This is a genomic window from Janthinobacterium sp. J1-1, from assembly GCF_030944405.1.
Lineage (GTDB): Bacteria > Pseudomonadota > Gammaproteobacteria > Burkholderiales > Burkholderiaceae_D > Janthinobacterium.
In genome coordinates, this window is the sequence record NZ_CP132339.1 from 3,263,222 (window position 1) to 3,286,914 (window position 23,693).

The 23,693-nt window shown below is 61.3% G+C and carries 26 protein-coding genes and 6 tRNA genes; 29 read left to right on the top strand and 3 right to left on the bottom strand.

The annotated features are described in order from the left end of the window. Nucleotides 1-46: 46 nt before the first annotated feature. The 27 genes from rpmF (at nt 47) to Q8L25_RS14930 (ending at nt 19,950) form a co-directional block, all read left to right on the top strand. Nucleotides 47-229, top strand: a complete 183-nt coding sequence (rpmF, locus tag Q8L25_RS14800) for a 50S ribosomal protein L32 (RefSeq protein ID WP_034749653.1) — start codon at nt 47-49, stop codon at nt 227-229. Between the two features lie 195 nt (nt 230-424). Further along, complete coding sequence (gene plsX, locus Q8L25_RS14805; RefSeq protein WP_308925540.1) at nt 425-1,492, top strand: phosphate acyltransferase PlsX; 1,068 nt, start codon at nt 425-427, stop codon at nt 1,490-1,492. 12 nt (nt 1,493-1,504) lie between these two features. Then, on the top strand, nt 1,505-2,503 hold the full coding sequence (locus Q8L25_RS14810) for a beta-ketoacyl-ACP synthase III (RefSeq protein WP_308925541.1): 999 nt from the start codon (nt 1,505-1,507) through the stop codon (nt 2,501-2,503). Nucleotides 2,504-2,543: 40 nt separating this feature from the next. Continuing rightward, nucleotides 2,544-3,485 carry an ACP S-malonyltransferase gene (gene fabD / locus Q8L25_RS14815; RefSeq protein WP_308925542.1) on the top strand — a complete coding sequence of 314 codons (942 nt, stop codon included), beginning with the start codon at nt 2,544-2,546 and terminating at the stop codon, nt 3,483-3,485. 45 nt (nt 3,486-3,530) lie between these two features. Then, nucleotides 3,531-4,274: a 3-oxoacyl-ACP reductase FabG gene (fabG, locus tag Q8L25_RS14820; protein ID WP_308925543.1), complete on the top strand. Its 744-nt coding sequence runs from the start codon at nt 3,531-3,533 to the stop codon at nt 4,272-4,274. A gap of 178 nt (nt 4,275-4,452) precedes the next feature. After that, entirely contained in the window at nt 4,453-4,692 is a 240-nt protein-coding gene (acpP, locus tag Q8L25_RS14825) for an acyl carrier protein (RefSeq protein ID WP_152241902.1), read from the top strand. Nucleotides 4,693-4,721: 29 nt separating this feature from the next. Beyond that, the gene (gene fabF, locus Q8L25_RS14830) at nt 4,722-5,972 is read left to right on the top strand and encodes a beta-ketoacyl-ACP synthase II (RefSeq protein ID WP_308925544.1); all 1,251 of its coding nucleotides are present in this window, start codon (nt 4,722-4,724) and stop codon (nt 5,970-5,972) included. A gap of 136 nt (nt 5,973-6,108) precedes the next feature. Beyond that, on the top strand, nt 6,109-6,564 hold the full coding sequence (locus Q8L25_RS14835) for a hypothetical protein (protein WP_308925545.1): 456 nt from the start codon (nt 6,109-6,111) through the stop codon (nt 6,562-6,564). A 67-nt stretch (nt 6,565-6,631) separates the two neighbouring features. Continuing rightward, on the top strand, nt 6,632-7,255 hold the full coding sequence (gene rpoE, locus Q8L25_RS14840) for an RNA polymerase sigma factor RpoE (protein ID WP_308925546.1): 624 nt from the start codon (nt 6,632-6,634) through the stop codon (nt 7,253-7,255). A gap of 53 nt (nt 7,256-7,308) precedes the next feature. Continuing rightward, nucleotides 7,309-7,620 (top strand): sigma-E factor negative regulatory protein, encoded by a 312-nt coding sequence (locus Q8L25_RS14845; protein ID WP_308925547.1) that lies wholly within the window; start codon nt 7,309-7,311, stop codon nt 7,618-7,620. Between the two features lie 225 nt (nt 7,621-7,845). Continuing rightward, nucleotides 7,846-9,339: a DegQ family serine endoprotease gene (locus Q8L25_RS14850; protein ID WP_374694275.1), complete on the top strand. Its 1,494-nt coding sequence runs from the start codon at nt 7,846-7,848 to the stop codon at nt 9,337-9,339. A 130-nt stretch (nt 9,340-9,469) separates the two neighbouring features. After that, on the top strand, nt 9,470-9,667 hold the full coding sequence (locus tag Q8L25_RS14855) for a glutaredoxin family protein (protein WP_374694276.1): 198 nt from the start codon (nt 9,470-9,472) through the stop codon (nt 9,665-9,667). Between the two features lie 273 nt (nt 9,668-9,940). Further along, on the top strand, nt 9,941-11,731 hold the full coding sequence (gene lepA, locus Q8L25_RS14860; protein WP_308925549.1) for a translation elongation factor 4: 1,791 nt from the start codon (nt 9,941-9,943) through the stop codon (nt 11,729-11,731). A gap of 3 nt (nt 11,732-11,734) precedes the next feature. Beyond that, entirely contained in the window at nt 11,735-12,652 is a 918-nt protein-coding gene (gene lepB / locus Q8L25_RS14865) for a signal peptidase I (protein WP_308925550.1), read from the top strand. A gap of 91 nt (nt 12,653-12,743) precedes the next feature. Then, nucleotides 12,744-13,547 (top strand): ribonuclease III, encoded by an 804-nt coding sequence (rnc, locus tag Q8L25_RS14870; RefSeq protein ID WP_308925551.1) that lies wholly within the window; start codon nt 12,744-12,746, stop codon nt 13,545-13,547. Next, entirely contained in the window at nt 13,544-14,446 is a 903-nt protein-coding gene (era, locus tag Q8L25_RS14875; protein ID WP_065306616.1) for a GTPase Era, read from the top strand. Before rnc ends, era begins: the two co-directional genes overlap by 4 nt. A gap of 28 nt (nt 14,447-14,474) precedes the next feature. Beyond that, nucleotides 14,475-15,299: a DNA repair protein RecO gene (gene recO / locus Q8L25_RS14880; protein WP_308925552.1), complete on the top strand. Its 825-nt coding sequence runs from the start codon at nt 14,475-14,477 to the stop codon at nt 15,297-15,299. Nucleotides 15,300-15,333: 34 nt separating this feature from the next. Then, the gene (gene pdxJ / locus Q8L25_RS14885) at nt 15,334-16,101 is read left to right on the top strand and encodes a pyridoxine 5'-phosphate synthase (protein WP_308925553.1); all 768 of its coding nucleotides are present in this window, start codon (nt 15,334-15,336) and stop codon (nt 16,099-16,101) included. Continuing rightward, nucleotides 16,101-16,499 carry a holo-ACP synthase gene (acpS, locus tag Q8L25_RS14890; RefSeq protein WP_308925554.1) on the top strand — a complete coding sequence of 133 codons (399 nt, stop codon included), beginning with the start codon at nt 16,101-16,103 and terminating at the stop codon, nt 16,497-16,499. Before pdxJ ends, acpS begins: the two co-directional genes overlap by 1 nt. An 11-nt stretch (nt 16,500-16,510) precedes the next feature. Beyond that, nucleotides 16,511-18,391 carry an excinuclease ABC subunit UvrC gene (uvrC, locus tag Q8L25_RS14895; protein WP_308925555.1) on the top strand — a complete coding sequence of 627 codons (1,881 nt, stop codon included), beginning with the start codon at nt 16,511-16,513 and terminating at the stop codon, nt 18,389-18,391. Nucleotides 18,392-18,510: 119 nt separating this feature from the next. Continuing rightward, a complete protein-coding gene (gene pgsA / locus Q8L25_RS14900; protein WP_065306612.1) occupies nt 18,511-19,095 on the top strand; it encodes a CDP-diacylglycerol--glycerol-3-phosphate 3-phosphatidyltransferase in 585 nt (194 codons plus the stop codon). A 71-nt stretch (nt 19,096-19,166) separates the two neighbouring features. Beyond that, a tRNA-Gly gene (locus Q8L25_RS14905) sits at nt 19,167-19,242 on the top strand. A gap of 91 nt (nt 19,243-19,333) precedes the next feature. Continuing rightward, a tRNA-Gly gene (locus Q8L25_RS14910) sits at nt 19,334-19,409 on the top strand. Between the two features lie 57 nt (nt 19,410-19,466). After that, a tRNA-Gly gene (locus Q8L25_RS14915) sits at nt 19,467-19,542 on the top strand. Between the two features lie 62 nt (nt 19,543-19,604). Continuing rightward, nucleotides 19,605-19,680, top strand: a tRNA-Gly gene (locus tag Q8L25_RS14920). Between the two features lie 80 nt (nt 19,681-19,760). Further along, nucleotides 19,761-19,836 (top strand) — tRNA-Gly (locus tag Q8L25_RS14925). A gap of 40 nt (nt 19,837-19,876) precedes the next feature. After that, nucleotides 19,877-19,950 (top strand) — tRNA-Cys (locus Q8L25_RS14930). Nucleotides 19,951-20,007: 57 nt separating this feature from the next. On the opposite strand, the gene Q8L25_RS14935 is transcribed toward Q8L25_RS14930, so the two are convergent. The 3 genes from Q8L25_RS14935 to Q8L25_RS14945 all read right to left on the bottom strand — a co-directional run bounded on the left by Q8L25_RS14935 (nt 20,008) and on the right by Q8L25_RS14945 (nt 21,983). Further along, complete coding sequence (locus Q8L25_RS14935; RefSeq protein WP_308925556.1) at nt 20,008-20,412, bottom strand: VOC family protein; 405 nt, start codon at nt 20,410-20,412, stop codon at nt 20,008-20,010. A 96-nt stretch (nt 20,413-20,508) separates the two neighbouring features. Further along, nucleotides 20,509-21,126: an NAD(P)H-binding protein gene (locus Q8L25_RS14940; protein ID WP_308925557.1), complete on the bottom strand. Its 618-nt coding sequence runs from the start codon at nt 21,124-21,126 to the stop codon at nt 20,509-20,511. Beyond that, entirely contained in the window at nt 21,123-21,983 is an 861-nt protein-coding gene (locus tag Q8L25_RS14945; protein WP_308925558.1) for an inositol monophosphatase family protein, read from the bottom strand. The genes Q8L25_RS14940 and Q8L25_RS14945 overlap by 4 nt, the downstream gene beginning before the upstream one ends. A gap of 64 nt (nt 21,984-22,047) precedes the next feature. Between Q8L25_RS14945 and Q8L25_RS14950 the strand changes: the two genes are divergently transcribed. Both Q8L25_RS14950 and Q8L25_RS14955 read left to right on the top strand, forming a co-directional pair. Beyond that, nucleotides 22,048-22,716 carry a TetR/AcrR family transcriptional regulator gene (locus Q8L25_RS14950; protein WP_308925559.1) on the top strand — a complete coding sequence of 223 codons (669 nt, stop codon included), beginning with the start codon at nt 22,048-22,050 and terminating at the stop codon, nt 22,714-22,716. Between the two features lies 1 nt (nt 22,717). Then, nucleotides 22,718-23,566, top strand: a complete 849-nt coding sequence (locus Q8L25_RS14955) for a PhzF family phenazine biosynthesis protein (RefSeq protein WP_308925560.1) — start codon at nt 22,718-22,720, stop codon at nt 23,564-23,566. Nucleotides 23,567-23,693: the final 127 nt, after the last annotated feature.

Genomic DNA, 23,693 nt, shown 5'->3' on the forward strand with positions numbered 1-23,693 from the left:
TGATCGATTGTGCTAAAATTTTAGAACTTATGTATTAGGAGTCATCATGGCAGTTCAACAGAACAAGAAAACCCCTTCCAAGCGCGGCATGCACCGTTCGCACGACTTCCTGGTCGCGCCGCAATTGAGCGTCGAGCCAGTTACCGGCGAAACACACATGCGTCACCATATCAGCCCTAACGGCTTCTATCGTGGCCGTAAAGTGTTGAAGACCAAAAACGACGAGTAATCGACGTTTTGTTGGGTAAGATGAAAGCGGTGTTGCGTTGGTTTTTCGGCGTGGCGCCGCTTCTTCTTTTTTATCGGCTGCAATTCATCTTGCGCACCGTCATTTTGAATCACGCTGACCAGGCCTGTGCATCCCTGCAGCGACAGTCCGATTCACATCTTGCCGCAAGCCCGCAGCGGTACTGAATCACACCAAATGACAATCAAAATTTCTATCGACTGCATGGGCGGAGATCACGGTCCCTCAGTCACTATCCCCGCAGCAATTTCCTTTATTGAACACGAGCCTGACGCCGAACTGATCCTGGTAGGATTGGAAGACGTGATCCGTGCCGAGCTGAAAAAGCACAAGGCAGAGACGCATCCGCGCCTGTCGATATTGCATGCTTCCGAACAAGTTACCATGGACGATACACTCGAAGTGGCCCTGCGCCGCAAGAAGGATTCGTCGATGCGCGTGGCCATCGAACAGGTCAAGGGCGGCGCGGCGCAAGCCTGCGTGTCCGCCGGCAACACCGGCGCCCTGATGGCCGTCTCGCGCTATGTATTGAAAACCATGTCGGGCGTCGACCGCCCGGCCATCTGCAGCATCCTCCCGAATCAGAAGAACGGCCCGACCTACATGCTGGACCTGGGTGCGAACGTCGATTGCGAGCCGCATCACTTGCACCAGTTCGCCATCATGGGCTCGGTCCTGGTTGCCGCCATGGAAAATATCGAACGGCCGACCATCGGCCTGTTGAACGTGGGCACGGAAGACATCAAGGGCAATGAAGTGGTGAAGCTGACCGCCAAGCTCTTGCAAGCCGACCACGAGCGCGGCGCGCTGAACTTCTACGGCAACGTGGAAGGCAATGACATCTTCAAGGGCACCACCGATATCGTCGTCTGCGACGGCTTTGTCGGCAACGTCACCCTGAAAGCCATCGAAGGCCTGGCGCGTTTCGTAAAAGACGTGCTGACCTCGGAATTCAAGCGCAATCCGATTACCATGTTGGGTGCCCTGATCGCGCGCGGCGCGTTGAAGGCCATCACCAATCGCCTGAATCCCTCGCGTTATAACGGCGCCAGCCTGCTGGGCCTGCGTGGCCTGGTCATCAAGAGCCATGGCGGCGCCGACGCCTATTCGTTCGAATGGGCCTTGCGCCGCGCCTATGAGGCGGCAAAGAATGATGTGCAGGCCCACCTGGCCAGCATGATCGCCGAGCTGATGCCGCGCACGCCAGTGGCGGAAGAACCTACATCAACAAGCTCCAGCATTTAGTGGATGGTAAGCATGACTATCGTACGTAAAATCTACAGCAAAATCATCGGTACCGGCAGCTACCTGCCGGAGAAGCGCGTGACCAACCAGGATCTGACGGAACAGCTCGCCGCCAAGGGCATCGAGACCTCGGATGAATGGATCGTCTCGCGCAGCGGCATCTCGGCGCGCCATTACGCGGCGCCATCGCAAAATTCCTCGGACCTCGGTGTCGAAGCGGCCAAAAAGGCGCTGGAGATGGCCGGTCTCGACGGCAATGACCTGGATCTGATCATCGTCGCCAGCTCGACCCCCGACTTCTTCGGCAGCTTCCCCAGCACCGCCTGCATCGTGCAGAACAAGCTGGGCATCACCAACAATTGCGCGGCGGTCGACGTGCAGGCCGTCTGCAGCGGCTTCGTGTATGCGGTCGCCACCGCCGACAGTTTCATCCAGTCGGGCATGCATAAAAACGTGCTGGTGATCGGCGCCGAAGTGTTTTCGCGCATCCTCAATTTCGACGACCGCGGCACCTGCGTGCTGTTCGGCGACGGCGCCGGCGCCATCGTCCTGACGGCCTCGGAAGAGCCGGGCATCCTGGCCACCAAGCTGCATGCCGACGGCCGTCATTCGAATATCCTCAGCGTGCCGGGCAATGTGGCCGGCGGCGCACTGGCCGGCAGCGCCTTTTTGTACATGGATGGCCCGGCCGTCTTCAAGCTGGCCGTCTCGGTACTGGAAAAAGTCGCGCATGAAGCCCTGGAACACGCCAACATGACGCAGGACCAGATCGACTGGCTGATCCCGCACCAGGCCAATATCCGCATCATGAACAGCACCGCCAAGAAACTCGGCTTGCCACTGGAAAAGATGGTTGTCACCGTCGACCAGCACGGCAATACCTCGGCCGCCTCGATTCCGCTGGCGCTCGACATCGCCGTGCGCGATGGCCGCGTCAAAAAGGGCGACAATGTGATGATGGAAGGCGTGGGCGGCGGCTTTACCTGGGGCGCCGTGCTGGCGCGCATGTAAGCTGCACACAAGCTGCAACAATATTAAAAACGGAGTCCCCATGACACAATTTGCATTTGTTTTCCCAGGCCAGGGTTCGCAAGCGATCGCGATGCTCGACGGTTTCGCCGGCAACCCGGTGGTGGCACAGACCGTGGCCGAAGCGTCCGAGGCGCTGCAGTTCGACCTGGGCAAGCTGATCGCCGAAGGTCCGAAGGAAGAGCTGGACCTGACCACCAATACCCAGCCCGTGATGCTGACGGCGGCCGTGGCGTTTTACCGCGCCTGGCTGGCGGCCGGCGGCCCGCTGCCAACCGTGGTGGCCGGTCACAGCCTTGGTGAATACTCGGCGCTGGTCGCCGCCGGCGTGATCGCCTTCAAGGACGCGGTGCCGCTGGTGCGTTTCCGCGCGCAGGCGATGCAGGAAGCCGTGCCGGTCGGGCAGGGCACCATGGCCGTCGTGCTGGGCCTGTCGGATGACGACGTGCGCGCCGCCTGTGCGGAGGCGGCCGCCGAAAACCCGGCCCTGGTGGTCGAGCCTGTCAATTTCAATGCGCCGGCGCAAGTGGTGATTGCCGGCCATACGGCCGCGGTCGAGCGCGCCTGCGAACTGGCCAAGGCCAAGGGCGCCAAGCGCGCCATGAAGCTGCCGGTATCGGCACCATTCCATTCCTCGCTGCTGAAACCCGCATCGGACCGTTTGCGCGACTACATGGCCGACCTGCCATTCAATATGCCGCAGATCGCCCTGATCAACAACGTCGATGTTGCCATCGTCAATGACGTGGCGGGCATCAAGGATGCGCTGGTGCGCCAGGCGGCCAGCCCCGTGCGCTGGGTGGAAACCATGCAGAAGGTGGCGGCCGACGGCATCACCCAGGTGATCGAATGCGGTCCGGGCAAGGTCCTGATGGGCCTGGCCAAGCGCATCGACCCGGTGCTGGTGGGTGACGCCATCGTCGACCAGGCCTCGCTCGACCGTATTTTGACGCAGCTCAAGTAACAGCTACCGGCAGCCATGCTGCCGCCAGCCATATTAAGGATACTCATGAATTTAACGAATCAAGTCGTGCTGGTCACGGGCGCTTCGCGCGGCATCGGCCGCGCCATCGCCACCGAACTGGGCAAACAGGGCGCCACCGTGGTTGGCACCGCTACCTCGGACGCCGGCGCGCAGGCGATCACCGATTACCTGGCCGCCGAAGGCGTGACCGGCAAGGGCCTGGTGCTGAATGTGACCGATGCGGCGCGCTGTGCGGCCGTGGTCGACGAAGTGCAGAAAACCTATGGCAGCTTGTCGATCCTGGTCAACAATGCGGGCATCACGCAGGACCAGCTGGCCATGCGCATGAAGGATGAAGAGTGGGACAATGTGATCACCACCAATCTGTCGGCCGTCGGCCGCTTGTCGCGCGCCGTCTTGCGCGGCATGATGAAGGCCAAGGCCGGGCGTATCATCAACATCACCTCGGTGGTGGCCTCGTCAGGCAATCCGGGCCAGATGAATTACGCGGCGGCCAAGGCCGGCGTGGAAGGCATGAGCCGCGCGCTGGCGCGTGAAATCGGCAGCCGCAACATTACTGTCAATTGCATCGCCCCCGGCTTTATCGATACCGACATGACCAAGGCCTTGAGCGAAGAACAGCACGCGGCCTTGCTGACGCAGATTCCGCTGTCGCGCCTGGGCAAGCCGGAAGACGTGGCCGCCGCCGTGGCTTTCCTGGCGTCGCCGCAAGCGGCATATATCACGGGCACGACCTTGCACGTGAATGGCGGCATGTATATGAATTGATGTGAAAGATGGATGAAACACCAGTTTGTGGCATGATGTGCAACTGGTTTTTGACTATAATCGCATCTTTTAGCAGCAGCTTCGGTTGAATTAGCAGCAGACACCGAAATTAGTATTCGGACGCGCAAACCTGATAAAATGCGCGCACTTTCCGTAACACACACTTTGGAGCCATAACATGTCGGATATCGAACAACGCGTTAAGAAAATCGTCGCTGAGCAACTGGGCGTTGCAGAAGCAGACATCAAAATCGAATCCTCTTTCGTCGACGACCTGGGCGCCGATTCGCTGGACACCGTGGAACTGGTGATGGCCCTGGAAGACGAATTCGAAATGGAAATCCCTGACGAACAAGCTGAAAAAATCACCACGGTGAAACAGGCGATCGACTACGCCACCGCCAACGTCAAGGCCTAAGCCTGTCTGACCGACTTCAGGAGAATCGCTTGAGCCGTTCTAAAAACCGTCGTGTTGTTGTCACCGGCCTGGGCTGCGTTTCACCTGTCGGCAATACTATTGCCGAGGCGTGGAGCGCAATCATCGAAGGGAAGTCGGGCATTGCCACGATTACCAAGTTCGATGCGCAGCCATTCACCACGCATTTTGCCGGTGAAGTCAAAGGTTTCAATATCGAAGAGTATATCTCCGGTAAGGAAGCCCGCCATATGGATACCTTCATCCATTACGGCATGGCTGCCGGTATCCAGGCGATGCAGGACTGTGGCCTGGAGGTCACCGAAGAGAACGCCGAGCGTATCGGCGTGATCATCGGCTCCGGCATCGGTGGCTTGCCGCTGATCGAAGAAACCAAGTCCGAGTACGAAAAACGTGGCCCGCGCCGCATCTCGCCCTTTTTCGTGCCTGCCTCGATCATTAACATGATCTCTGGCAACCTTTCGATCAAATATGGTCTGAAAGGCCCGAACCTGGCCATCGTCACGGCATGCACCACCGGTTTGCACAGCATCGGCGCAGCCGCGCGCATGATCGAGTACGGCGATGCCGACGTCATGATTGCCGGCGGTGCCGAATCGACCGTCTCGCCGCTGGGCCTGGGCGGTTTCGCCTCGGCGCGCGCCTTGTCGACCCGCAACGATGACCCGGCAACGGCGTCGCGTCCGTGGGATACCGACCGCGACGGTTTTGTGCTGGGCGAAGGCGCCGGCGTGATGGTGCTGGAAGAGTACGAGCACGCGGTGGCCCGCGGTGCCAAGATCTATGCCGAAGTGCATGGTTTCGGGATGAGCGCAGATGCTTATCACATGACCTCGCCGCTGGAAGATGGTAGCGGCGGCAGCAAATCGGTGATCGCGGCACTCAACAACGCAGGCTTGAACCCGGACCAGATTCAATACCTGAACGCGCATGGCACGTCGACCCCGCAAGGCGACGTGGCCGAAGTGATGGGCATCAAGCGCACCTTCGGCGACCATGCGAAAAACCTGGTAGTGAATTCGACCAAATCGATGACGGGCCATTTGCTGGGCGGCGCGGGCGGTCTGGAAGCGGTGTTTACGGTCCTGGCGATCCACCATCAGGTGTCGCCGCCGACCATCAACATCTTCAACCAGGATCCGGCTTGCGATCTCGATTTCTGTGCCAATACGGCGCGTGACATGAAGATCGATTATGCAGTGAAAAATTCCTTCGGCTTCGGCGGAACGAATGGCACGCTGATTTTCGGCAAAGCGAAATAAGCTGTAACAGCTTGAACTTTCTGGCGCTCGCTGCGGTCAAACCGTAGTGAGCGCTGATTCGGCGCCAACGTTCGTTGGCGCCTGAATTTGCCCGGCATGGTGCCGGCGCGCCTGATATTTTCCCCATTGAGAGTGTATGTCGATTGCCATATCGGCTGTCCTGCGCACGCCTGTCGGTTTGCGTCTGCTGCAAGCGTGCCTGGGCGTCGCTGCCTTGCTGGCGGCCTGGCCGCTGGCAACGGGCGCTTACGCCCTGGGCTGGCCTGCCGCGCTGATCAGTGCCGCTGGCGGCGTGTTGTTGCTCGCTGCGCCGTGTTCTCACGGAAAGCCGCATACGCTTGATATTTCACCGGTCGGCCAGTTTCGGCTGACGGAACATGACGCATATGACGGTGTGCCGGTGTCGGCCACGCCGCCGCTGTGGCTGCTGCCCGGTTCGACCCTGTGGCCGGCGCTGCTGGTGCTGCGCCTGGGCGACGAGCAGAGGCGCATCGTCACGCTGGTGGTGCAGCGCGCTCTGCCGGCAACAAAGGCGTTCCGCGAACTGGCCGTGGCATGCCGCGCCATCGCGGCGCGGGGGAGGGTGTCATAAAAAGTGCGGCGAATACTGAACTTCTTGCAGCGGGCCAACTCTATAACCATACAGGCGCCCGCGCTGCATGCTACCAGGGATACAGGGTGTGAGGACAGAACGCGAAGGTGATCAATTATTGGTCGAGCGGGTCCAGGCTGGCGACAGGCGGGCATTCGACGTGCTGGTATCGAAATACCAGCGGCGCCTGATGCGGCTGGTATCGCGGCTGGTGCATGACCCGGCGGAGGCCGAAGATGTGGTGCAAGAAACCTTTATCAAGGCCTATCGGGCGCTGCGGCATTTCCGCGGCGACGCGGCTTTTTATACCTGGCTTTATCGCATCGGCATCAATACGGCGAAAAACTACCTGGTCACGCAGAGCCGGCGCACGCCCACGTCCAGCGAGACGGATGCGGAGCAGGCCGAGTCTTTCGATGACGGCAACAAGCTGCGTGACAACAACACGCCGGAATCCGTGCTTGCCAGCAAGCAGATCGCCGCCACGGTCAACGCCGCCATGGATGTGCTGCCGATCGAATTGCGCACCGCCATCGTGCTGCGTGAAATCGAGGGATTGAGCTATGAAGAAATTTCGGAAATCATGGCTTGCCCGATCGGCACCGTGCGCAGCCGTATCTTTCGGGCGCGCGAGGTGATTGCGGAAAAACTCAAACCCTTGCTGGACATGCCGATTGACAAGCGCTGGTAATACATTGACCATGAGAAAGCCGCACCACTCCTTTTGAACTGGCAGGACCCACGATGGACACATATCCAGGATTGCACGAGCATATTTCGGCCTTGGCCGATGGCGAACTGGCGGCCAGCGAACTCGAACTGGCGTTTGCGGCGCTCGACACCGATGCGGGGCGCCAGGCCTGGCAGGCCTACCGCCTGATCGGCGAAGCGCTGCGCGCAGGGCAGGATGCGAGCGTGCTGAGCGCCGGTTTCGGCGCGGCCCTGGCCGGCCGCCTGGCTGCCGAAGCCGCTCCCACGTCCGCACCGGCAGCCGTCCTGGCCGCTGTCGCGCCGGCTGCCGAACCGCTCAACACAGGCATTGTTCCCCAGCGCTAGCCTGCTTACGCCAGCCTTAATGCGGGCGACTCCCTCTTGACACCGGCCTTCTGCACGATTGACACTAGCCGCTGGCGATATCTTGCTTATGCGATATATTGTTGTACGGTTTGCCATGCGCGGTCTGTGCCTGACCGCCACTCCTGCCTCTGGCGCGCCCCTGGACGCAGCGTGGGGCAGGCGGGCGGCAGCCAGATTCGACTTACCATTCGAAAAGACTACTCCATGAAAAAAAATATTTGTGCACCCAGCAAAACGTTTTCAGCGAAGACGCTTTCCGCCTTGTGTCTGGGGACCGCCGGCGTCTTCTTTGCGCCGGCCATGCTGGGCATGGCGCCGCCGGCCCGTGCCGCCGTGCCGTCTGTCAAACTGCCTGATTTTGCCGACCTGGTCGACGCGGTCGGCCCGGCCGTCGTCAATATCCGCACCACCGAACGGCTGAAAATGGGCGGCGCCGCCGCCGGCAGCAGCGACGAGCAGGAAATGCAGGAATTCCTGCGCCGCTTCTTCGGTGGCGCCATGCCGACGCCGCGCCAGCAGGACCCGCGCAGCCGCCGCGCGCCGCAGGAACAGGAAGTGCAGCGCGGCGTTGGCTCCGGCTTCATCATTTCCGCCGATGGCTACGTACTGAGCAATGCGCATGTGGTCGACGGCGCCGATGAAGTCTATGTGACGCTGACCGACAAGCGCGAATTCAAGGCCAAGGTGATCGGCGCCGATGCGCGCACTGACGTGGCCCTGCTGAAAATCGAAGGCGCCAACCTGCCGCGCGTGACCATCGGCGACTCGGAGAAAATCCGTGTCGGCGAATGGGTGATCGCCATCGGTTCGCCGTTCAACCTGGAAAACACGGTCACGGCCGGCATTATCTCGGCCAAGTCGCGCGATACCGGCGACTATCTGCCGCTGATCCAGAGCGACGTGGCCGTCAATCCCGGCAATTCGGGCGGCCCCCTGATCAACCTGCGTGGCGAAGTGATCGGCATCAACTCGCAGATCGCCACCCTGTCCGGCGCCTACAACGGCATTTCGTTTGCCGTGCCCATCGACGAAGCCATGCGTGTCGGCGAGCAACTGAAAAAAACCGGCAAGGTGGTGCGCGGCCGCATCGGCGTGCAGATCGGCGAAGTGAGCAAGGAAGTGGCCGAATCGCTGGGCTTGCCGAACGCCAAGGGTGCGCAGGTCTCGATGGTCGAACCCGGTGGCCCGGCCGACAAGGCCGGTGTCAAGCCTGGTGACATCATCCTGAAATTCAATGGCACCCAGATCGAGCGCTCGTCCGACCTGCCGCGCCTGGTGGGCGGCTCCGCCGTCAATGGCAAGGCCAGCATCACAGTCTGGCGCAAGGGCGCGCAGCAGGAACTGCCGGTGACGGTGGCCGAGCTGGAAGGCGAGAAAACCGCCGGCAAGGCCGCAGCCAAGCAGCCCGAAGCACAGACCAGCAATGCATTGGGACTGAAGGTCAGCGACGTGCCTGCCGCCAAAAAGCAGGAACTGAAGATCGATGCCGGCGTGCTGGTCGATGACGCCGATGGCGTGGCGGCCCTGGCCGGCCTGCAGCCCGGCGACGTGATCCTGCAATTGAACAACGTTGCCGTGCGCGACGCCAAGCAGTTCAATGCGCTGGTGGCCAAGCTCGATCCGAAGAAAACCTCGGCCGTGCTGGTGCGCCGTGGCGAAACGGCGCAGTTTGTTTCCTTGCGTCCGTTTGCAAAATAACTTTCAACCCGCGCCCCGCGACAGCCGGGGTCGGACCCTTAGGGACCGACCCCAGTCTTTGCTTGGGGTTATTCAAGTTCCCATGCACTTCACCCTCTACTCCCGCAGTTATTGCCATCTATGCCAGGACATGTTCGACGCCCTGCAACGGTTGCAAACCCCCGCCAAGCCCTTCACGGTCGAGGTGATCGATATCGACACTTCGCCCGACCCCTCGCTGCTGGCGCGTTTCGACGAGCTGGTGCCGGTGCTGTTCGGCGACCTGGATCAACCCGAGCTCTGCCATTATTTCCTTGATGAAGCCGCCGTGCGCCGCCATCTGGCATGAACTGAATGGCTGATTTACATCGCTGCCCGGGAGGCAGCCGCTGAAAGACGGGCTTTCTACTCTGAAATCCGGTAAAATGGGGAGGTCGAAAAAGCTCCTGTCCGCAGCAGCAGCTTATGTCGCTTCAAAAGCGCTCGCCTGGACATGCAGATGTCCTGCCCGGAGCGCTTTTTTCATCATGAGTGGGGTGCCCGGTTTTGGCCCGGTTTGACCCGGGCATGATCCCCTTGAATCCTGTTAAAGCAGTGTTGTCACTCGCACATATATTAGTTAATGAATAACATACGCAATTTCTCCATCATCGCCCATATTGACCACGGTAAATCGACCCTGGCTGACCGCATCATTCAATTGTGCGGCGGCTTGTCCGACCGCGAGATGGAGGCGCAGGTGCTCGATTCGATGGATCTGGAGCGCGAACGCGGCATTACCATCAAGGCGCAAACGGCGGCCCTGCACTACAAGGCGCGCGACGGCCAGATCTACAACCTGAACCTGATCGATACACCGGGCCACGTCGACTTCAGTTATGAAGTGTCGCGCTCGCTGTCCGCCTGCGAAGGCGCGCTGCTGGTGGTCGACGCGTCGCAAGGCGTGGAAGCGCAGACCGTCGCCAACTGCTACACGGCGCTGGACCTGGGCGTGGAAGTGGTGCCGGTCCTGAATAAAATCGACTTGCCGAACGCCGATCCTCCGAACGCGATTGCCGAAATCGAAGACGTGATCGGCATCGACGCCGGCGACGCGGTCCACTGCTCGGCCAAGACCGGCTTTGGCGTGCTCGACGTGCTGGAGCAACTGATCGTCAAGGTGCCGCCACCGAAGGGTGATCCGGACGCGCCGTTGCAGGCGCTGATCGTCGACTCCTGGTACGACGCCTATGTGGGCGTGGTGATGCTGGTGCGCGTGGTCAACGGCACCCTGAAACCGAAAGACAAGATCCGCCTGATGGCCACCGATTCGGTGCAGCTGGTGGAAGATATCGGCGTGTTTTCGCCGCGCTCGCAATCGTTGCCGCAACTGTCCGCAGGGCAGGTGGGCTTCGTCATCGCCGGCATCAAGGAACTGAAAGCGGCCAAGGTGGGCGATACCGTCACCCTGGCCAGCCGTCCCGCCAGCGAGCCATTGCCAGGCTTCAAGGAAGTGCAGCCGCAGGTGTTTGCCGGCCTGTTCCCGGTCGAAGCGAACCAGTACGATGCGCTGCGCGACTCGCTGGAAAAACTGAAACTGAACGACGCCGCCCTGATGTACGAGCCGGAAGTATCGCAGGCGCTAGGCTTCGGCTTCCGCTGCGGCTTCCTGGGCCTGCTGCACATGGAAATCGTGCAGGAGCGCCTCGAGCGCGAATTCGACATGGACCTGATCACCACCGCGCCGACCGTGGTGTACGAAGTGATCCAGCGTGACGGTACCCTGATCAACGTCGACAATCCGTCGAAGATGCCGGACCCTTCGCGCATCGAGGAAGTGCGCGAGCCTATCGTCACGGTCAACCTGTATATGCCGCAGGAATATGTCGGCTCGGTGATCACCCTGTGTATCGCCAAGCGCGGCATCCAGATGGACATGAGCTACCACGGCCGCCAGGTCAAGCTGATCTATGAAATGCCGATGGCCGAGATCGTGCTGGACTTCTTCGACCGCCTGAAATCGACCTCGCGCGGCTATGCCTCGATGGATTACGAGTTCAAGGAATACCGCGCCGCCGACGTGGTCAAGGTCGACATGCTGATCAACAGCGAAAAAGTCGATGCGCTGGCCATTATCGTGCACCGTTCGAACAGCCAGTACCGTGGCCGCCAGGTGGCTGCCAAAATGCGCGAACTGATCCCGCGCCAGATGTTCGACGTGGCCATTCAAGCCACCATCGGCGCCAACATCATTTCGCGTGAAAACGTGAAAGCGCTGCGCAAGAACGTGCTGGCCAAGTGCTATGGCGGCGATATCAGCCGCAAGAAAAAATTGCTGGAAAAACAAAAGGCGGGCAAGAAGCGCATGAAACAAGTGGGTTCCGTGGAGATTCCACAAGAAGCCTTCCTGGCAATCTTACAAGTGGACGGCTAACACATGAACCTGCAAGTGATTTTAGGAAATTTCGCGCTGATTTTGTTCGTCCTGATGGTCATCACGGGTTTTGTCTGGTGCCTGGACGTATTTTATTTGTCGAAACAGCGCCGCCTGGCGGCCGACCGCGCGCTGGCGGATTTCGACGCGCGCCAGTCCAAGCTGGCCGCCGAAGGCATCAAGTCCGAGCATGGCGGCAGCCGCGCCACGATCGAAGCGGCGCTGCTGCGCCAGCCGACCTGGGTCGAGTATTCGGGCAGCTTCTTTCCGGTGATTGCGATGGTCTTCTGCCTGCGCTCGTTCCTGTACGAGCCGTTCAAGATCCCGTCGAGCTCGATGGTGCCGACCTTGCTGGTGGGTGACCTGATCCTGGTAAACAAGTTTACTTATGGCATTCGTTTGCCGATCGTCAACAAACGCATCATCGAAGTCAATGATCCGCAGCGTGGCGACGTGATGGTGTTCAAGTATCCGAAGGACATGTCGCAAGACTACATCAAGCGCGTGATCGGTGTGCCTGGTGATAAAATCACCTATGACAACAAGCGCCTGACCGTGAATGGGAAGCCGGTCAGCTACACGCCGCTCGATGACTACCTCGACGACGAGAGCACCGTGTACCACAAGCAGCTGGAAGAAAACCTGACGGGCGTCAGCCACCGCATCCTCAACGACGATCCGGCGCCGACCCTGAACCTGGGGCAGGTCACCGACTTTCCGCACAAGGATGCCTGCGACTACAACGAAGACGGCTTTACTTGCGTCGTGCCAGCAGGAAATTATTTCATGATGGGCGACAACCGCGACAACAGTGCGGACAGCCGCTACTGGGGTTTCGTGCCGAACGAGAATATCGTCGGCAAGGCTTTCCTGGTGTGGATGAATTTCAGCAATCCGAAACGCGTGGGCGGCATCCACTAAGCCGCTTGGGTCCTTCGGGACCCACCCCGCATGCCGTGCGCCCGATACCCGCGCCGGCATGCCGAATCAATCAGATGACACAGAACCAACAATGAATCTTCAGCTATTGCAAACCCGTCTAGGCTATACGTTCCAGGATGCTGGCCTGTTGCAGCAAGCCTTGACGCATCGTAGCCACAGCAGTTTGCATAATGAGCGGCTGGAATTCCTCGGCGACTCGATACTCAACTGCGTGGTCGCGTCCATCCTGTACGAGCGCTTCAAGGCCATCGACGAGGGCGATCTGTCGCGCCTGCGCGCCAACCTCGTCAAGCAGCAGTCGCTGTATGAAATCGCGCAAAAGCTGGAATTGTCGCAGTTCCTGCGCCTCGGCGAAGGCGAACTGAAATCGGGCGGTTTCCGCCGTCCGTCGATCCTGGCCGATACCCTGGAAGCGTTGCTGGGGGCCATTTTCCTCGACACCGGTTTCGATGCCGCCAGCACCGTGATCCGCGCCTTTTATATTCCCATCCTCGACTCGGTCGATCCGCAGACCTTGGGCAAGGATGCCAAGACCCTGCTGCAGGAGTTTTTGCAGAGTAAAAAAATCTCGCTGCCACAATACAATGTGGTGGCCACCCACGGCGCCGCCCACAGCCAGGAATTCGAGATCGAATGCCTGGTGCCGAAATTGAATATCCAGGTCTACGGTCGTGGCGGAAGCCGCCGCGCCGGTGAGCAAGCCGCCGCCAAACTGGCGCTGGAGGTGGCCGAGCAGGCACTGCTGAAGTCGCCCGCCGCCAACCGCAAGCCCAAACCGCGCGCCGCCCAGCTCAAGCTGGCCGGCATTGCCACCATCCAGAGCGACGACGCCGCAGTCGCCGCTCACACTCAACAGAAATCGACACTCGCATGACAGCCACCAAAATGCCCGACAACTTCCGCTGTGGCTATATCGCCATCGTGGGCCGCCCGAACGTGGGCAAATCGACCCTGATGAACGTGCTGATCGGCGCGAAGGTCAGCATCACGTCGCGCAAGGCGCAGACCACGCGCCACCGCATCACCGGCATCCAGACCGTGCCCGACGCGCAGTTCATCTACGTCGACACGCCCGGCTTCCAGACGCGCCACTCGAACGCGCTGAACAAGACGCTGAACAAGACCGTCACCAATACCCTGATCTCGTCGGACGTGATCCTGTACGTGATCGAGGCGGGCACGTTCGGCCCGGCCGACCAGCAGGTGATGGACTTGCTGCCGAAAGAGGTGCCGTGCATCCTGGTGATCAACAAGTCGGACCGCGTGAAAGACAAGGCGGTGCTGCTGCCGTTCGCGCAGAAAGTCGCCGCCATGCGCGACTTCGCCGCCATCGTGCCGGTCTCGGCCAAGCTGCATTTCCAGCTGGAAGGCTTGCAGAACGAGATCAAGCGCTTCCTGCCGGAAAACCAGCCCATCTTCGGGCCGGACGACATCACCGACCGCAGCGAAAAATTCCTCGCCTCGGAAATCGTGCGTGAAAAACTGTTCCGCTTTGTCGGCGACGAACTGCCGTACACCAGCACGGTATTGATCGAGAAATTCGAGCAGGAAGGCGACCTGCGCCGCGTGTTTGCGGCCATCCTGGTCGAGCGTGATACGCATAAATCGATGATCATCGGTAACAAGGGCGCGCGCCTGAAGGACGTCTCGACCCAGGCCCGCCTGGACATGGAAAAGCTGTTCGGCGGCCCGGTCTACCTGGAAATCTGGGTCAAGGTCAAATCGGGCTGGGCCGACAACGAAGCGGGCCTGCGCGCCTACGGCTACGAGTAAGTCCACCCCAGGGGATGACGCCACACGCATGAGCACCACCACGCCAGCGCTGCCAGGCGCCGTCCCGGCAGTCCCGCTGCAGAGCGCCGCTGTGCCATCCCCGCCAGCGCCCCGGCGCACGGCCAGCCGCCCGCCCGGGCGCGATGGCCGCATCACGGGCCAGCCCGCCTTCGTGCTGCACAGCTACCCGCATAAAGAAACCAGCCTGATCATCGATGTGCTGACGCGCGACCATGGCCGCATCGCGCTGGTCGCCAAGGGCGCCAAGCGTCCCCATTCGCAACTGCGCGGCGTGCTGCAGACCTTCCAGCCGCTGCAGGCGGGCTGGACCGGCAAGTCCGAGCTGCGCATCCTGACGGGCGCCGAATGGGTGGGCGGCATGCTGCCGCTGGAAAAGACCGCCTTGCTGTGCGGCTTCTACCTGAACGAATTGCTGGTCAAACTGCTGGCGCGCGACGATCCGCACCCGGTCCTGTTCGACCACTACGTTGCCACCTTGAATCAACTGGCGCACAATGAACCGGCGCCCATCGTGCTGCGCAAGTTCGAGCGCGCGCTGTTGAAGGAAACCGGCGTGGCGGCCGACCTGGTGCGCTGCACCGGCACGCGCCAGCCGGTGCAGGCGGGGCAGATCTATGTGGTCGACCCAGAGCGCGGCCCGCGTCCGGCGCAGGCCGGCGACGCCTGGCCGCGCATTACCGGCAAGACCCTGCTTGACATGGAGTGCGAAGATTATGCCGATGCCGCCACGCAGGCGCAAAGCAAGACCTTGATGCGCTTTTTGCTGGCCCATCAGCTCGGTGGCGCGACCCTGAACACGCGCCAGATGCTGATCGATTTGATGCAGTTGTAATGTTCAACCTACACAGTTATTACGGAAAATTACCATGAGCTTTTTGCAGCCAGCCGGCCCCGTCATCGACCTGGGCGTCAATATCGACCACGTGGCCACCTTGCGCAATGCGCGCGGCACGCAGTATCCGGACCCGATCCGCGCGGCCCTGCTGGCCGAACAGGCCGGCGCCGATTGCATCACCTTGCATTTGCGCGAAGACCGCCGCCATATCAAGGACGCCGACGTGATCGCCATCGCGCCGCAACTGCTGACGCGCATGAACCTGGAAGCGGCCGTCACCGCCGAGATGGTCGATTTTGCCTGCCGCATCAAGCCGGCGGACGTCTGCCTGGTGCCGGAAAAACGCACCGAAGTGACCACCGAAGGCGGCCTGGACGTGGTGCGCTATTACAAGGAAGTGTCGGCGGCCGTCAAGCAACTGCAAGGCGAGGGCATCCGCGTCAGCCTGTTTATCGATGCCGATGAGGCGCAGATCGCTGCCGCAGCCGAGATGGGCGCGCCCGTGATCGAGCTGCATACGGGCCGCTATGCGGATGCCGAAGGTGAAGCGCAACTGGCGGAACTCGAACGCATCAAGGCCGGCGTGCTGTTTGGCGCCACCCGTGGCTTGAAGGTCAATGCGGGCCACGGTTTGCATTACACCAATGTGCAGGCGATCGCCGCGATTCCCGATATCGCCGAACTCAATATCGGCCACGCCATCGTGGCCCATGCCGTGTTTGTCGGCTGGGAAAACGCCGTGCGTGAAATGAAGGCCATCATGGTTGCGACACGCGTCGGTCATCGGGCGGGCAAATAATGATTTACGGCATAGGCACCGATATCTGCAAGATACCGCGCATCGAAGCGGCGCTCGCGCGCCATGGCGAGCGCTTTGCCAAGAAGATACTGGGGCCGCAGGAACTGGAAAAATTCCGCGCCCGCAGCGCGAGGAGCGCCGTGCGCGGCGTGCGCTTCCTGGCCACGCGCTTTGCCGCCAAGGAAGCTTTTTCCAAGGCGATCGGCCTGGGCCTGCGCATGCCGATGACCTGGCCCGCCGCGCAGATGCTCAATCACCCGAGCGGCAAGCCGATGATCGTCTGCAGCGGCGTGCTGGCGGACTTTATGGCACAGCACCGTTTGAGCGCGCAAGTGACGATCAGCGACGAGGAAGAGTACGCCGTCGCTTTCGTGATTGTGGAACAATCGCCAGAATAACCGAGCCAGCAATGACCGAAGCAATACCCGATCTGAACGCCGTCGTCCCCGTACCCGACGCACGCGCGCAAGTGCTGGCCACCGTCGCCAGGCTGCCGAACCTGCCTGGCGTATATCGCTACTTCGATGCCGGCGACAAGGTGCTGTACGTGGGCAAGGCGCGCGACCTGAAAAAGCGCGTGTCGAGCTACTTCCAGAAAAACCTGGCCAGCCCCCGTATCGCCATGATGGTCGAGCGCATCGTGCGCCTGGAAACCACCGTTACGCACAGCGAGGCGGAAGCCCTGATCCTGGAAAACAACCTGATCAAGGCGCTGCAGCCGCGCTACAACATCCTGTTTCGCGACGACAAGTCCTATCCGTATCTGAAAATCACCGGCGGCGAGGCGCCGCGCATGGTGTATTACCGCGGTTCGGTGGACAAGAAGAACCAGTATTTCGGGCCGTTTCCCAGTTCCTGGGCGGTCAAGGAATCGATGCAGATCTTGCAGAAAGTATTCCTGATCCGCACCTGCGAAGACAGCGTGTATGCCAACCGCACGCGGCCGTGCTTGCTGCACCAGATCGGCCGCTGCAGTGCGCCGTGCGTCGACCTGATCAGCAAGGAAGACTATAAAAACGACGTGGAAAACGCGGCGCGTTTCCTGCGCGGCCGGCAAAGCGAAGTGATGGCCGACCTGGAAAAGAAAATGCACGCCTATGCGGCCGAGCTGAAATTCGAGCAGGCGGTGGTGGTGCGCAACCAGATCAATTCGCTGTCGCGCGTGCTGCACCAGCAGAGCATGGAAACCACCGGCGACGCCGATGTCGACATCATTGCCGTGCTGGTGCAGGGCGGGCGCGCCTGCGTCAACCTGGCGATGGTGCGCGGCGGACGCCACCTGGGCGACCGCGCTTACTTTCCGAGCCAGCTCAGCGATGCCGCGGCGATTGCCGAGGAGCCGATCGAAGTCGAAGTGCTGGCCGCATTCCTGGCCCAGCACTACACGGAAAAATTCATTCCCGGCACCCTGATCCTGAATATCGAATTCGACCAGCCGGCGCTGATGGTGGCGCTGATGGAGCAGTGCGGCCACCGCATCAACCTGATCTTCCAGCCGCAGGGCCAGCGCCGCCAGTGGCTGGAACTGGCGCAAAAAGGGGCCGAGATTTCGCTGGCGCGGCTGTTGTCCGAGCAGGGTTCGCAGCAGTCGCGCACGCGCGCGCTGGCCGACGCCCTGCGTCTGGAAGCGGAAGACCTCGACACCATCCGCGTGGAATGCTTCGACATCAGCCACACCCAGGGCGAAGCGACGCAGGCCTCGTGCGTGGTGTTCCACCATCATGCGATGCAGAACGGTGAATACCGGCGCTACAACATCAATGATATTACCCCCGGCGACGATTATGCGGCGATGCGGCAAGTGCTGATGCGCCGTTATGAAAAGGTGGCCAATGGCGACGGCGTGATGCCGGACGTGGTGCTGATCGACGGCGGCAAGGGGCAGATCGAAATGGCGCGCCAGGTGTTTGCCGAACTGGGCCTGGACATCAGTCTGATCGTCGGCGTGGCGAAAGGCGAGGGCAGGCGAGTCGGCCTGGAAACCTTGCTGTTTGTCGACGGCCGCGCGGCGCAGGAGCTGGGCAAGGAATCGGCGGCGCTGATGCTGATCGCGCAGATCCGCGACGAGGCCCACCGTTTTGCAATTACCGGCATGCGCGCCAAGCGCGCCAAGACGCGCCAGACCTCGCGCCTGGAAGAGATAGAAGGCATCGGCGCCAAGCGCAGGCAAAAGCTGCTGTCACGCTTTGGCGGCCTGCGCGGCGTGGTCGACGCCAGCGTGGAAGACCTGATGTCGGTGGAGGGGATTTCGACCCAGCTGGCGGAGGAAATCTACAAGCAGCTGCACTAGTAATTTCGGCCTGGTCCGGCTACGCCGCAACCGGACTAGGCTAATACCCGCGTGCCATGTAGACTAGTGGCGCTTTGTTGGTGCTTTATTCAATTTACCCGTCGGCCGATTGCTTTCCTATGCCTTTTAATATTCCCATCCTCCTGACCTGGCTGCGCGTGGCCCTGATCCCGCTGGTCGTCGGCGTGTTTTATCTGCCGCCGTCGATGCTGCTGCATGGCGACCAGAACCTGGTCGCCACCCTGGTCTTTATTGTTGCCGCCGTGACCGACTGGTTCGACGGCTTCCTGGCCCGCCGCTGGAACCAGACCTCGGCCTTTGGCGCTTTCCTCGACCCGGTCGCCGACAAGCTGATGGTGGCCGGCGCCTTGCTGGTGCTGGTGCAGCTGGACCGCGTCAATGCCGTGCTGGCGTTTATCATCATCGGCCGCGAAATCACGATTTCGGCCCTGCGCGAATGGATGGCCCAGATCGGCGCCTCGAAATCGGTGGCGGTTAGTTCGATCGGCAAGATCAAGACGGCCGCGCAGATGACGGCGATTCCCTTGCTGCTGTACCACGAGGTGATCTTCGGCGCCATCGACACCCATGTGTGGGGAGAAAAGCTGATGTGGATCGCCTGCGTGCTGACGGTGTGGTCGATGTTTTATTATCTGCGGCTGGCATGGCCGCTGATCAAGGAAAAGGCCGGCAATCTGCATTGATGAGGCAGGGGCAAAAAATCCCGTTGACAGCCTCTGTAATACATCTATAATGCTGGCCTGTTGTTGATGACGCGGGAGTAGCTCAGTTGGTAGAGCGCAACCTTGCCAAGGTTGAGGTCGAGAGTTCGAGACTCTTCTCCCGCTCCAGTTTTCTGGATCGTGTCATAGGTAAAACAGCAGTTGCAGCAAAAAGTAGTACTGGCGATGTAGTAGAGCTTCTGATACAATGTTGTCCACTGCGGGAGTAGCTCAGTTGGTAGAGCGCAACCTTGCCAAGGTTGAGGTCGAGAGTTCGAGACTCTTCTCCCGCTCCAGTGAAAACTGGCAGCAGTTGTAAACGGTAGCAAAAAGCAGTAGAATGTTGACTCCAAGCGGGAGTAGCTCAGTTGGTAGAGCGCAACCTTGCCAAGGTTGAGGTCGAGAGTTCGAGACTCTTCTCCCGCTCCAGTGGCAACTGGATGCAGCAAACATAGTAATACGGCGTAGTAAGCAGAAAATAGAAGCTCCATGCGGGAGTAGCTCAGTTGGTAGAGCGCAACCTTGCCAAGGTTGAGGTCGAGAGTTCGAGACTCTTCTCCCGCTCCAGAATTCTAAAGGGAAGCGCAGATGGCTTCCTTTTTTTATCCGCCGCCTTCGATGGCGCAGCGTGAATAGTAAAGCTCCATGCGGGAGTAGCTCAGTTGGTAGAGCGCAACCTTGCCAAGGTTGAGGTCGAGAGTTCGAGACTCTTCTCCCGCTCCAGTTTCAGATGTGCCACAAAGCACATTGCAGCAGTTCCTCAGGCGAGGTAGCAAAGAGGTTATGCAGCGGCCTGCAAAGCCGTTTAGACGGGTTCGATTCCCGTCCTCGCCTCCAGTAATATGCAGTAAAGAAAAAACCCGCAGCGATGCGGGTTTTTTTTCGTCCATCGATTCACTGCGCTGGCGTGCCGCCTATATGCGTGAACTGCCAGGCATGGCCATCGAGGTCCGTGAAGCCGTGGCCGTACATGAAACCGTGGTCGTCCGGCTCGCCCGTGGCGGTGGCACCAAGGGCGACGGCTTTGGCCACCAGGCGGTCCACCTCTTCGCGGCTGTCGCAGCTCAGGCAGAGCCACATTTCCACCGCTTCCTGCGTATTGGCAATTTTCCTGGTGTGGAAAGAGCTGAAAAACGGCGCCGTCATCAGCATGGCGTTGATGCTGCCTTCGCTGATCACCATCAGGGCGGCATCTTCATTGGAAAACATCGGCTCGAACGCATAGCCGAGCGCGCTGAAAAAGGCCCTGGACTTGTCGAGATCCCTGACCGCCATGGTGACAATGATCTGTTTGTGCATGATGCTTCCTTTCAGGTGAATGCCGCTGGCGCCGGATCGCCGATTTCCGTCACATTATTAAAGCGTAAAATCGCGGCGCATGGCGCGCTGCAAGCTCTATAGGGAAACGACCGGCGCCTGGCCGATAAAAGCGCCGCTCTCGGCGGTGCGCAGGATAAACGCCGCCAGGTCGGCGCGAGATAGCCGTCCCGTGATGCCTGGCGTTAAGCCAATGCCGCTGCGATAGCGTCCGCTCGCCTCGCCGTTGGTCAGCGCGGGCGGGCGCACCAGGGTCCAGCCGGTGCCGCTGCTGCGCACCAGCGCTTCCATGGCGTCCTTGTCACGCATCTTGTCTGCGATCACCCATCTCACGAAGCGGATGAACCACGACGCGTGGCGGGTTTCCGATGCGCCATAGGCACTGAGGGCAATCAGCCGCTGGCTGTTTGTCGCCTGCATCGCCGGCACAATGCTGCGCATGGCGTCGCTGCAGATGGTCTGCGCGCCACCTTTGCGCGCGCCCAGCACGCTGATGACCGCATCGGCGCCTTGCACCACCGACTCCACCATGGCGGGTTGATCGAACCGGCCGACGATGGCCGTCAGGGCAGGGTGCTGGATGGATACACTGTCGGCGCTGCGCAGCAATACCGTTACCGTATGACCGGCGTCCAGCGCCAGTCGCAGCAGATGGCGGCCGGTGGCGCCGGAAGCGCCAAAAATGGCGAGTCTCATGGATGTTCCTTCAAAGAATGAGTCTCGGCGACGCCGGACAGCACCTGAATGGCCGGCGCCAGCAGCGCCGGGGCGCTGGCCAGGAAGCCGCTGCTGTCCAGCCGCCACGGCTGACCGTCCAGGTCGGTGACCTCGCCGCCCGCTTCGGTGACCAGCAGCGCGCCGGCCAGCAAACCCGAGCGCACGTTGCTGACTTGCCAGAACAGATCCTGGCTGCCTGCCGCCACCTGCACCAGCTGCAAGGTCGACGGTACCGACACGCGCACCACCAGCGCCGCCGCCAGCATGGCGGTGACCGAGTTGCCGATGCGCTCGCAGATGGCGCTGCCTTCATCGGGCACGGCCTGGCCGGTGCCGGCCATGGCGGCGTTCAGTGCGGTTTTCAGCGAGACCTGCAGCCGCTTGCCATTCAGCCAGGCGCCGCCGCCGCGCAGGGCGGTATAGGTTTCCGCGGACATCGGCAAGTGCACCACGGTCAGCACCGGCAGGTTGTCGCGCACCAGGGTTGCCGTCACGCCCCAGTCCGGCAGGCCGTGGATATGATTGATGGCGCCTTCGACCGGATCGACGACCCACCATTCGCCGGCTGGCAGCAATCCACCGCCGCCTTCATCGCCGGCCCATTGCGCAGCGGGGCGCGCGCCGGACAGGGCGGGGCGCAACACGGCCAGCGAGACGGCGTCATTGGCGGCGATCATGGCGCCGATATCGTGCCGGCTGCCAGGGCGGGTGTCGGTATGGAAGCGGGCGCGCACGGCCAGGCCGGCCGACTGGACGGCGGCCACGGCCAGCGTCAGCAGACTGGCGTCATCGGCGCTGGCATTGAGAGAATTGAAGGTGTTCATGGGATCTTTCATGTCGGTTCATCAGCGGGAAAATTCCGCTTGACGTGGAAGGAAAATAATATGAGCATTAGCTCACATGAACAACTCGCAATCCAAAGCGGCCGGTGCGCGGCGCCTGAACCCGCGCAAAGCCCCGTCCCAGCCGCGTTCGGCGCATACCGTCGAGGCCATACTCGAAGGGGCGGCTCACATTCTGGAACAGCATGGACTGGACGGCTACACCACCAATGCGATCGCGGCACGGGCCGGCGTCAGTATCGGTTCGCTGTATCAATACTTTCCGACCAAGGATGCGGTGACGGTGGCGCTGATCGAACGCGAGCGTACCGAGCTGGTGCGTGACGCGATGCAGGCGCTGGCGCAAGCGGACCGGCGTGCGGCCTTGCACCAGCTGATCGCGGTCGCCGTGCGCCACCAGTTGCGCCGGCCCGCCTTGGCGGCGCTGCTCGATTTCGAACAGCATCGTTTGTCGGCGCTGATGCCGGCCTCCGGCAATGGCGCCGCCATGCATGCGGCGCTGGCCGGTTTCGTGCGTGTAGGCTTTCCCAACGCCATGCTGGCGCCGGAATCGGCCGCCTCCGACCTGATGGCGCTCATCAGCGCGCTGACGGACGCCGCCGGCCGCCGTGGCCATGTCGATCCGCTACCGCTGGCCGCGCGGATCGAGGCCGTGGTGCTGGCTTATCTCGCTACGCTTTCATCTCAAGCAGGCGGCAGCGATGCCCGCATGCAGAACAAGGAATGACATGACCCGCCGCTTCAAACAGATCGATGTGTTTACCGCCGTGCCGCTCAAAGGCAATCCGCTGGCCGTGATCCTCGACGCCGACGGACTCACGGACGCGCAGATGCAAGCGATCGCCCGCTGGACCAACCTGTCGGAAACCACCTTCGTGCTGCCGGCCACCGACCCTGCCGCCGATTACCGCGTGCGCATTTTCACGACCCAGGAGGAATTTCCGTTTGCCGGCCATCCCACCCTGGGCACGGCCCATGCGCTGCTGGAAGCGGGGCTGCGGCCGAAAACGCCCGGCGTGCTGGTGCAGCAGTGCGGCATCGGCCTGGTGCCGGTAAGGATGGGCGCCAATGGTGCGCTGGGATTTGGCGCGCCGCCGGCGCAGCTCGACCCTATGGATAATGAACTATTGCCGCTGCTGCACGCCACCCTCGGACTCGATCGCTTGCCGGCGCGGCATCCTCCGGTGGTGGCCAACATGGGCATCTGCTGGCTGGTGGTGCGCCTCGCCTCGGCGGCGGACTGCCTGGCTGTGGTGCCGAATGCCGTGGCGCTGGCCGAACTGATGCGGCGCAGCGCCAGCAATGGCGTGGCGATCTACGGCGCCCATGCCGCGGGCGGCCCGGCCGATATGGAAGTGCGCGCTTTCACGGTGGAGAATGGCGTGCTGCTGGAAGACCCGGTCACCGGCAGCGCCAACGCCTGCATCGCCCGCTTGATGCCGGGCCACGATTATCGCGTGCGGCAGGGCACGGCAATCGGCCGCGATGGCCGCGTCACCGTGGTCCATGATGCCGATGGGCCGTGGATTTGTGGACGGTCGGTGACCATCATCGACGGCATGCTGAGGACGAAATAAATAAAATGAGAATACTCTAGACGACCGGTCTAATCGTTGCTATAGTGGTGTCCATGCACAGTGCCTGGCCGTCAAGATGAGGACGACGGCGCGCCAACTGCGGCATCTTTCCCGGCGTCAGGGAGTG

What these genes read in the sequence shown, in the direction of transcription:
- rpmF (WP_034749653.1), top strand. Translation starts at nt 47, where the DNA reads ATGGCAGTTCAACAGAACAAGAAAACCCCTTCCAAGCGCGGCATGCAC.
- uvrC (WP_308925555.1), top strand. Translation starts at nt 16,511, where the DNA reads ATGACCGAAGCAATACCCGATCTGAACGCCGTCGTCCCCGTACCCGAC.
- Q8L25_RS14955 (WP_308925560.1), top strand. Translation starts at nt 22,718, where the DNA reads ATGACCCGCCGCTTCAAACAGATCGATGTGTTTACCGCCGTGCCGCTC.
- acpS (WP_308925554.1), top strand. Translation starts at nt 16,101, where the DNA reads ATGATTTACGGCATAGGCACCGATATCTGCAAGATACCGCGCATCGAA.
- pdxJ (WP_308925553.1), top strand. Translation starts at nt 15,334, where the DNA reads ATGAGCTTTTTGCAGCCAGCCGGCCCCGTCATCGACCTGGGCGTCAAT.
- lepB (WP_308925550.1), top strand. Translation starts at nt 11,735, where the DNA reads ATGAACCTGCAAGTGATTTTAGGAAATTTCGCGCTGATTTTGTTCGTC.
- plsX (WP_308925540.1), top strand. Translation starts at nt 425, where the DNA reads ATGACAATCAAAATTTCTATCGACTGCATGGGCGGAGATCACGGTCCC.
- fabD (WP_308925542.1), top strand. Translation starts at nt 2,544, where the DNA reads ATGACACAATTTGCATTTGTTTTCCCAGGCCAGGGTTCGCAAGCGATC.
- Q8L25_RS14845 (WP_308925547.1), top strand. Translation starts at nt 7,309, where the DNA reads ATGGACACATATCCAGGATTGCACGAGCATATTTCGGCCTTGGCCGAT.
- Q8L25_RS14950 (WP_308925559.1), top strand. Translation starts at nt 22,048, where the DNA reads ATGAACAACTCGCAATCCAAAGCGGCCGGTGCGCGGCGCCTGAACCCG.
- Q8L25_RS14835 (WP_308925545.1), top strand. Translation starts at nt 6,109, where the DNA reads ATGTCGATTGCCATATCGGCTGTCCTGCGCACGCCTGTCGGTTTGCGT.
- era (WP_065306616.1), top strand. Translation starts at nt 13,544, where the DNA reads ATGACAGCCACCAAAATGCCCGACAACTTCCGCTGTGGCTATATCGCC.
- Q8L25_RS14810 (WP_308925541.1), top strand. Translation starts at nt 1,505, where the DNA reads ATGACTATCGTACGTAAAATCTACAGCAAAATCATCGGTACCGGCAGC.
- rnc (WP_308925551.1), top strand. Translation starts at nt 12,744, where the DNA reads ATGAATCTTCAGCTATTGCAAACCCGTCTAGGCTATACGTTCCAGGAT.
- rpoE (WP_308925546.1), top strand. Translation starts at nt 6,632, where the DNA reads ATGCTACCAGGGATACAGGGTGTGAGGACAGAACGCGAAGGTGATCAA.
- fabG (WP_308925543.1), top strand. Translation starts at nt 3,531, where the DNA reads ATGAATTTAACGAATCAAGTCGTGCTGGTCACGGGCGCTTCGCGCGGC.
- pgsA (WP_065306612.1), top strand. Translation starts at nt 18,511, where the DNA reads ATGCCTTTTAATATTCCCATCCTCCTGACCTGGCTGCGCGTGGCCCTG.
- Q8L25_RS14855 (WP_374694276.1), top strand. Translation starts at nt 9,470, where the DNA reads ATGTTCGACGCCCTGCAACGGTTGCAAACCCCCGCCAAGCCCTTCACG.
- acpP (WP_152241902.1), top strand. Translation starts at nt 4,453, where the DNA reads ATGTCGGATATCGAACAACGCGTTAAGAAAATCGTCGCTGAGCAACTG.
- Q8L25_RS14940 (WP_308925557.1), bottom strand. Translation starts at nt 21,126, where the DNA reads ATGAGACTCGCCATTTTTGGCGCTTCCGGCGCCACCGGCCGCCATCTG.
- lepA (WP_308925549.1), top strand. Translation starts at nt 9,941, where the DNA reads ATGAATAACATACGCAATTTCTCCATCATCGCCCATATTGACCACGGT.
- Q8L25_RS14935 (WP_308925556.1), bottom strand. Translation starts at nt 20,412, where the DNA reads ATGCACAAACAGATCATTGTCACCATGGCGGTCAGGGATCTCGACAAG.
- Q8L25_RS14850 (WP_374694275.1), top strand. Translation starts at nt 7,846, where the DNA reads ATGAAAAAAAATATTTGTGCACCCAGCAAAACGTTTTCAGCGAAGACG.
- Q8L25_RS14945 (WP_308925558.1), bottom strand. Translation starts at nt 21,983, where the DNA reads ATGAAAGATCCCATGAACACCTTCAATTCTCTCAATGCCAGCGCCGAT.
- recO (WP_308925552.1), top strand. Translation starts at nt 14,475, where the DNA reads ATGAGCACCACCACGCCAGCGCTGCCAGGCGCCGTCCCGGCAGTCCCG.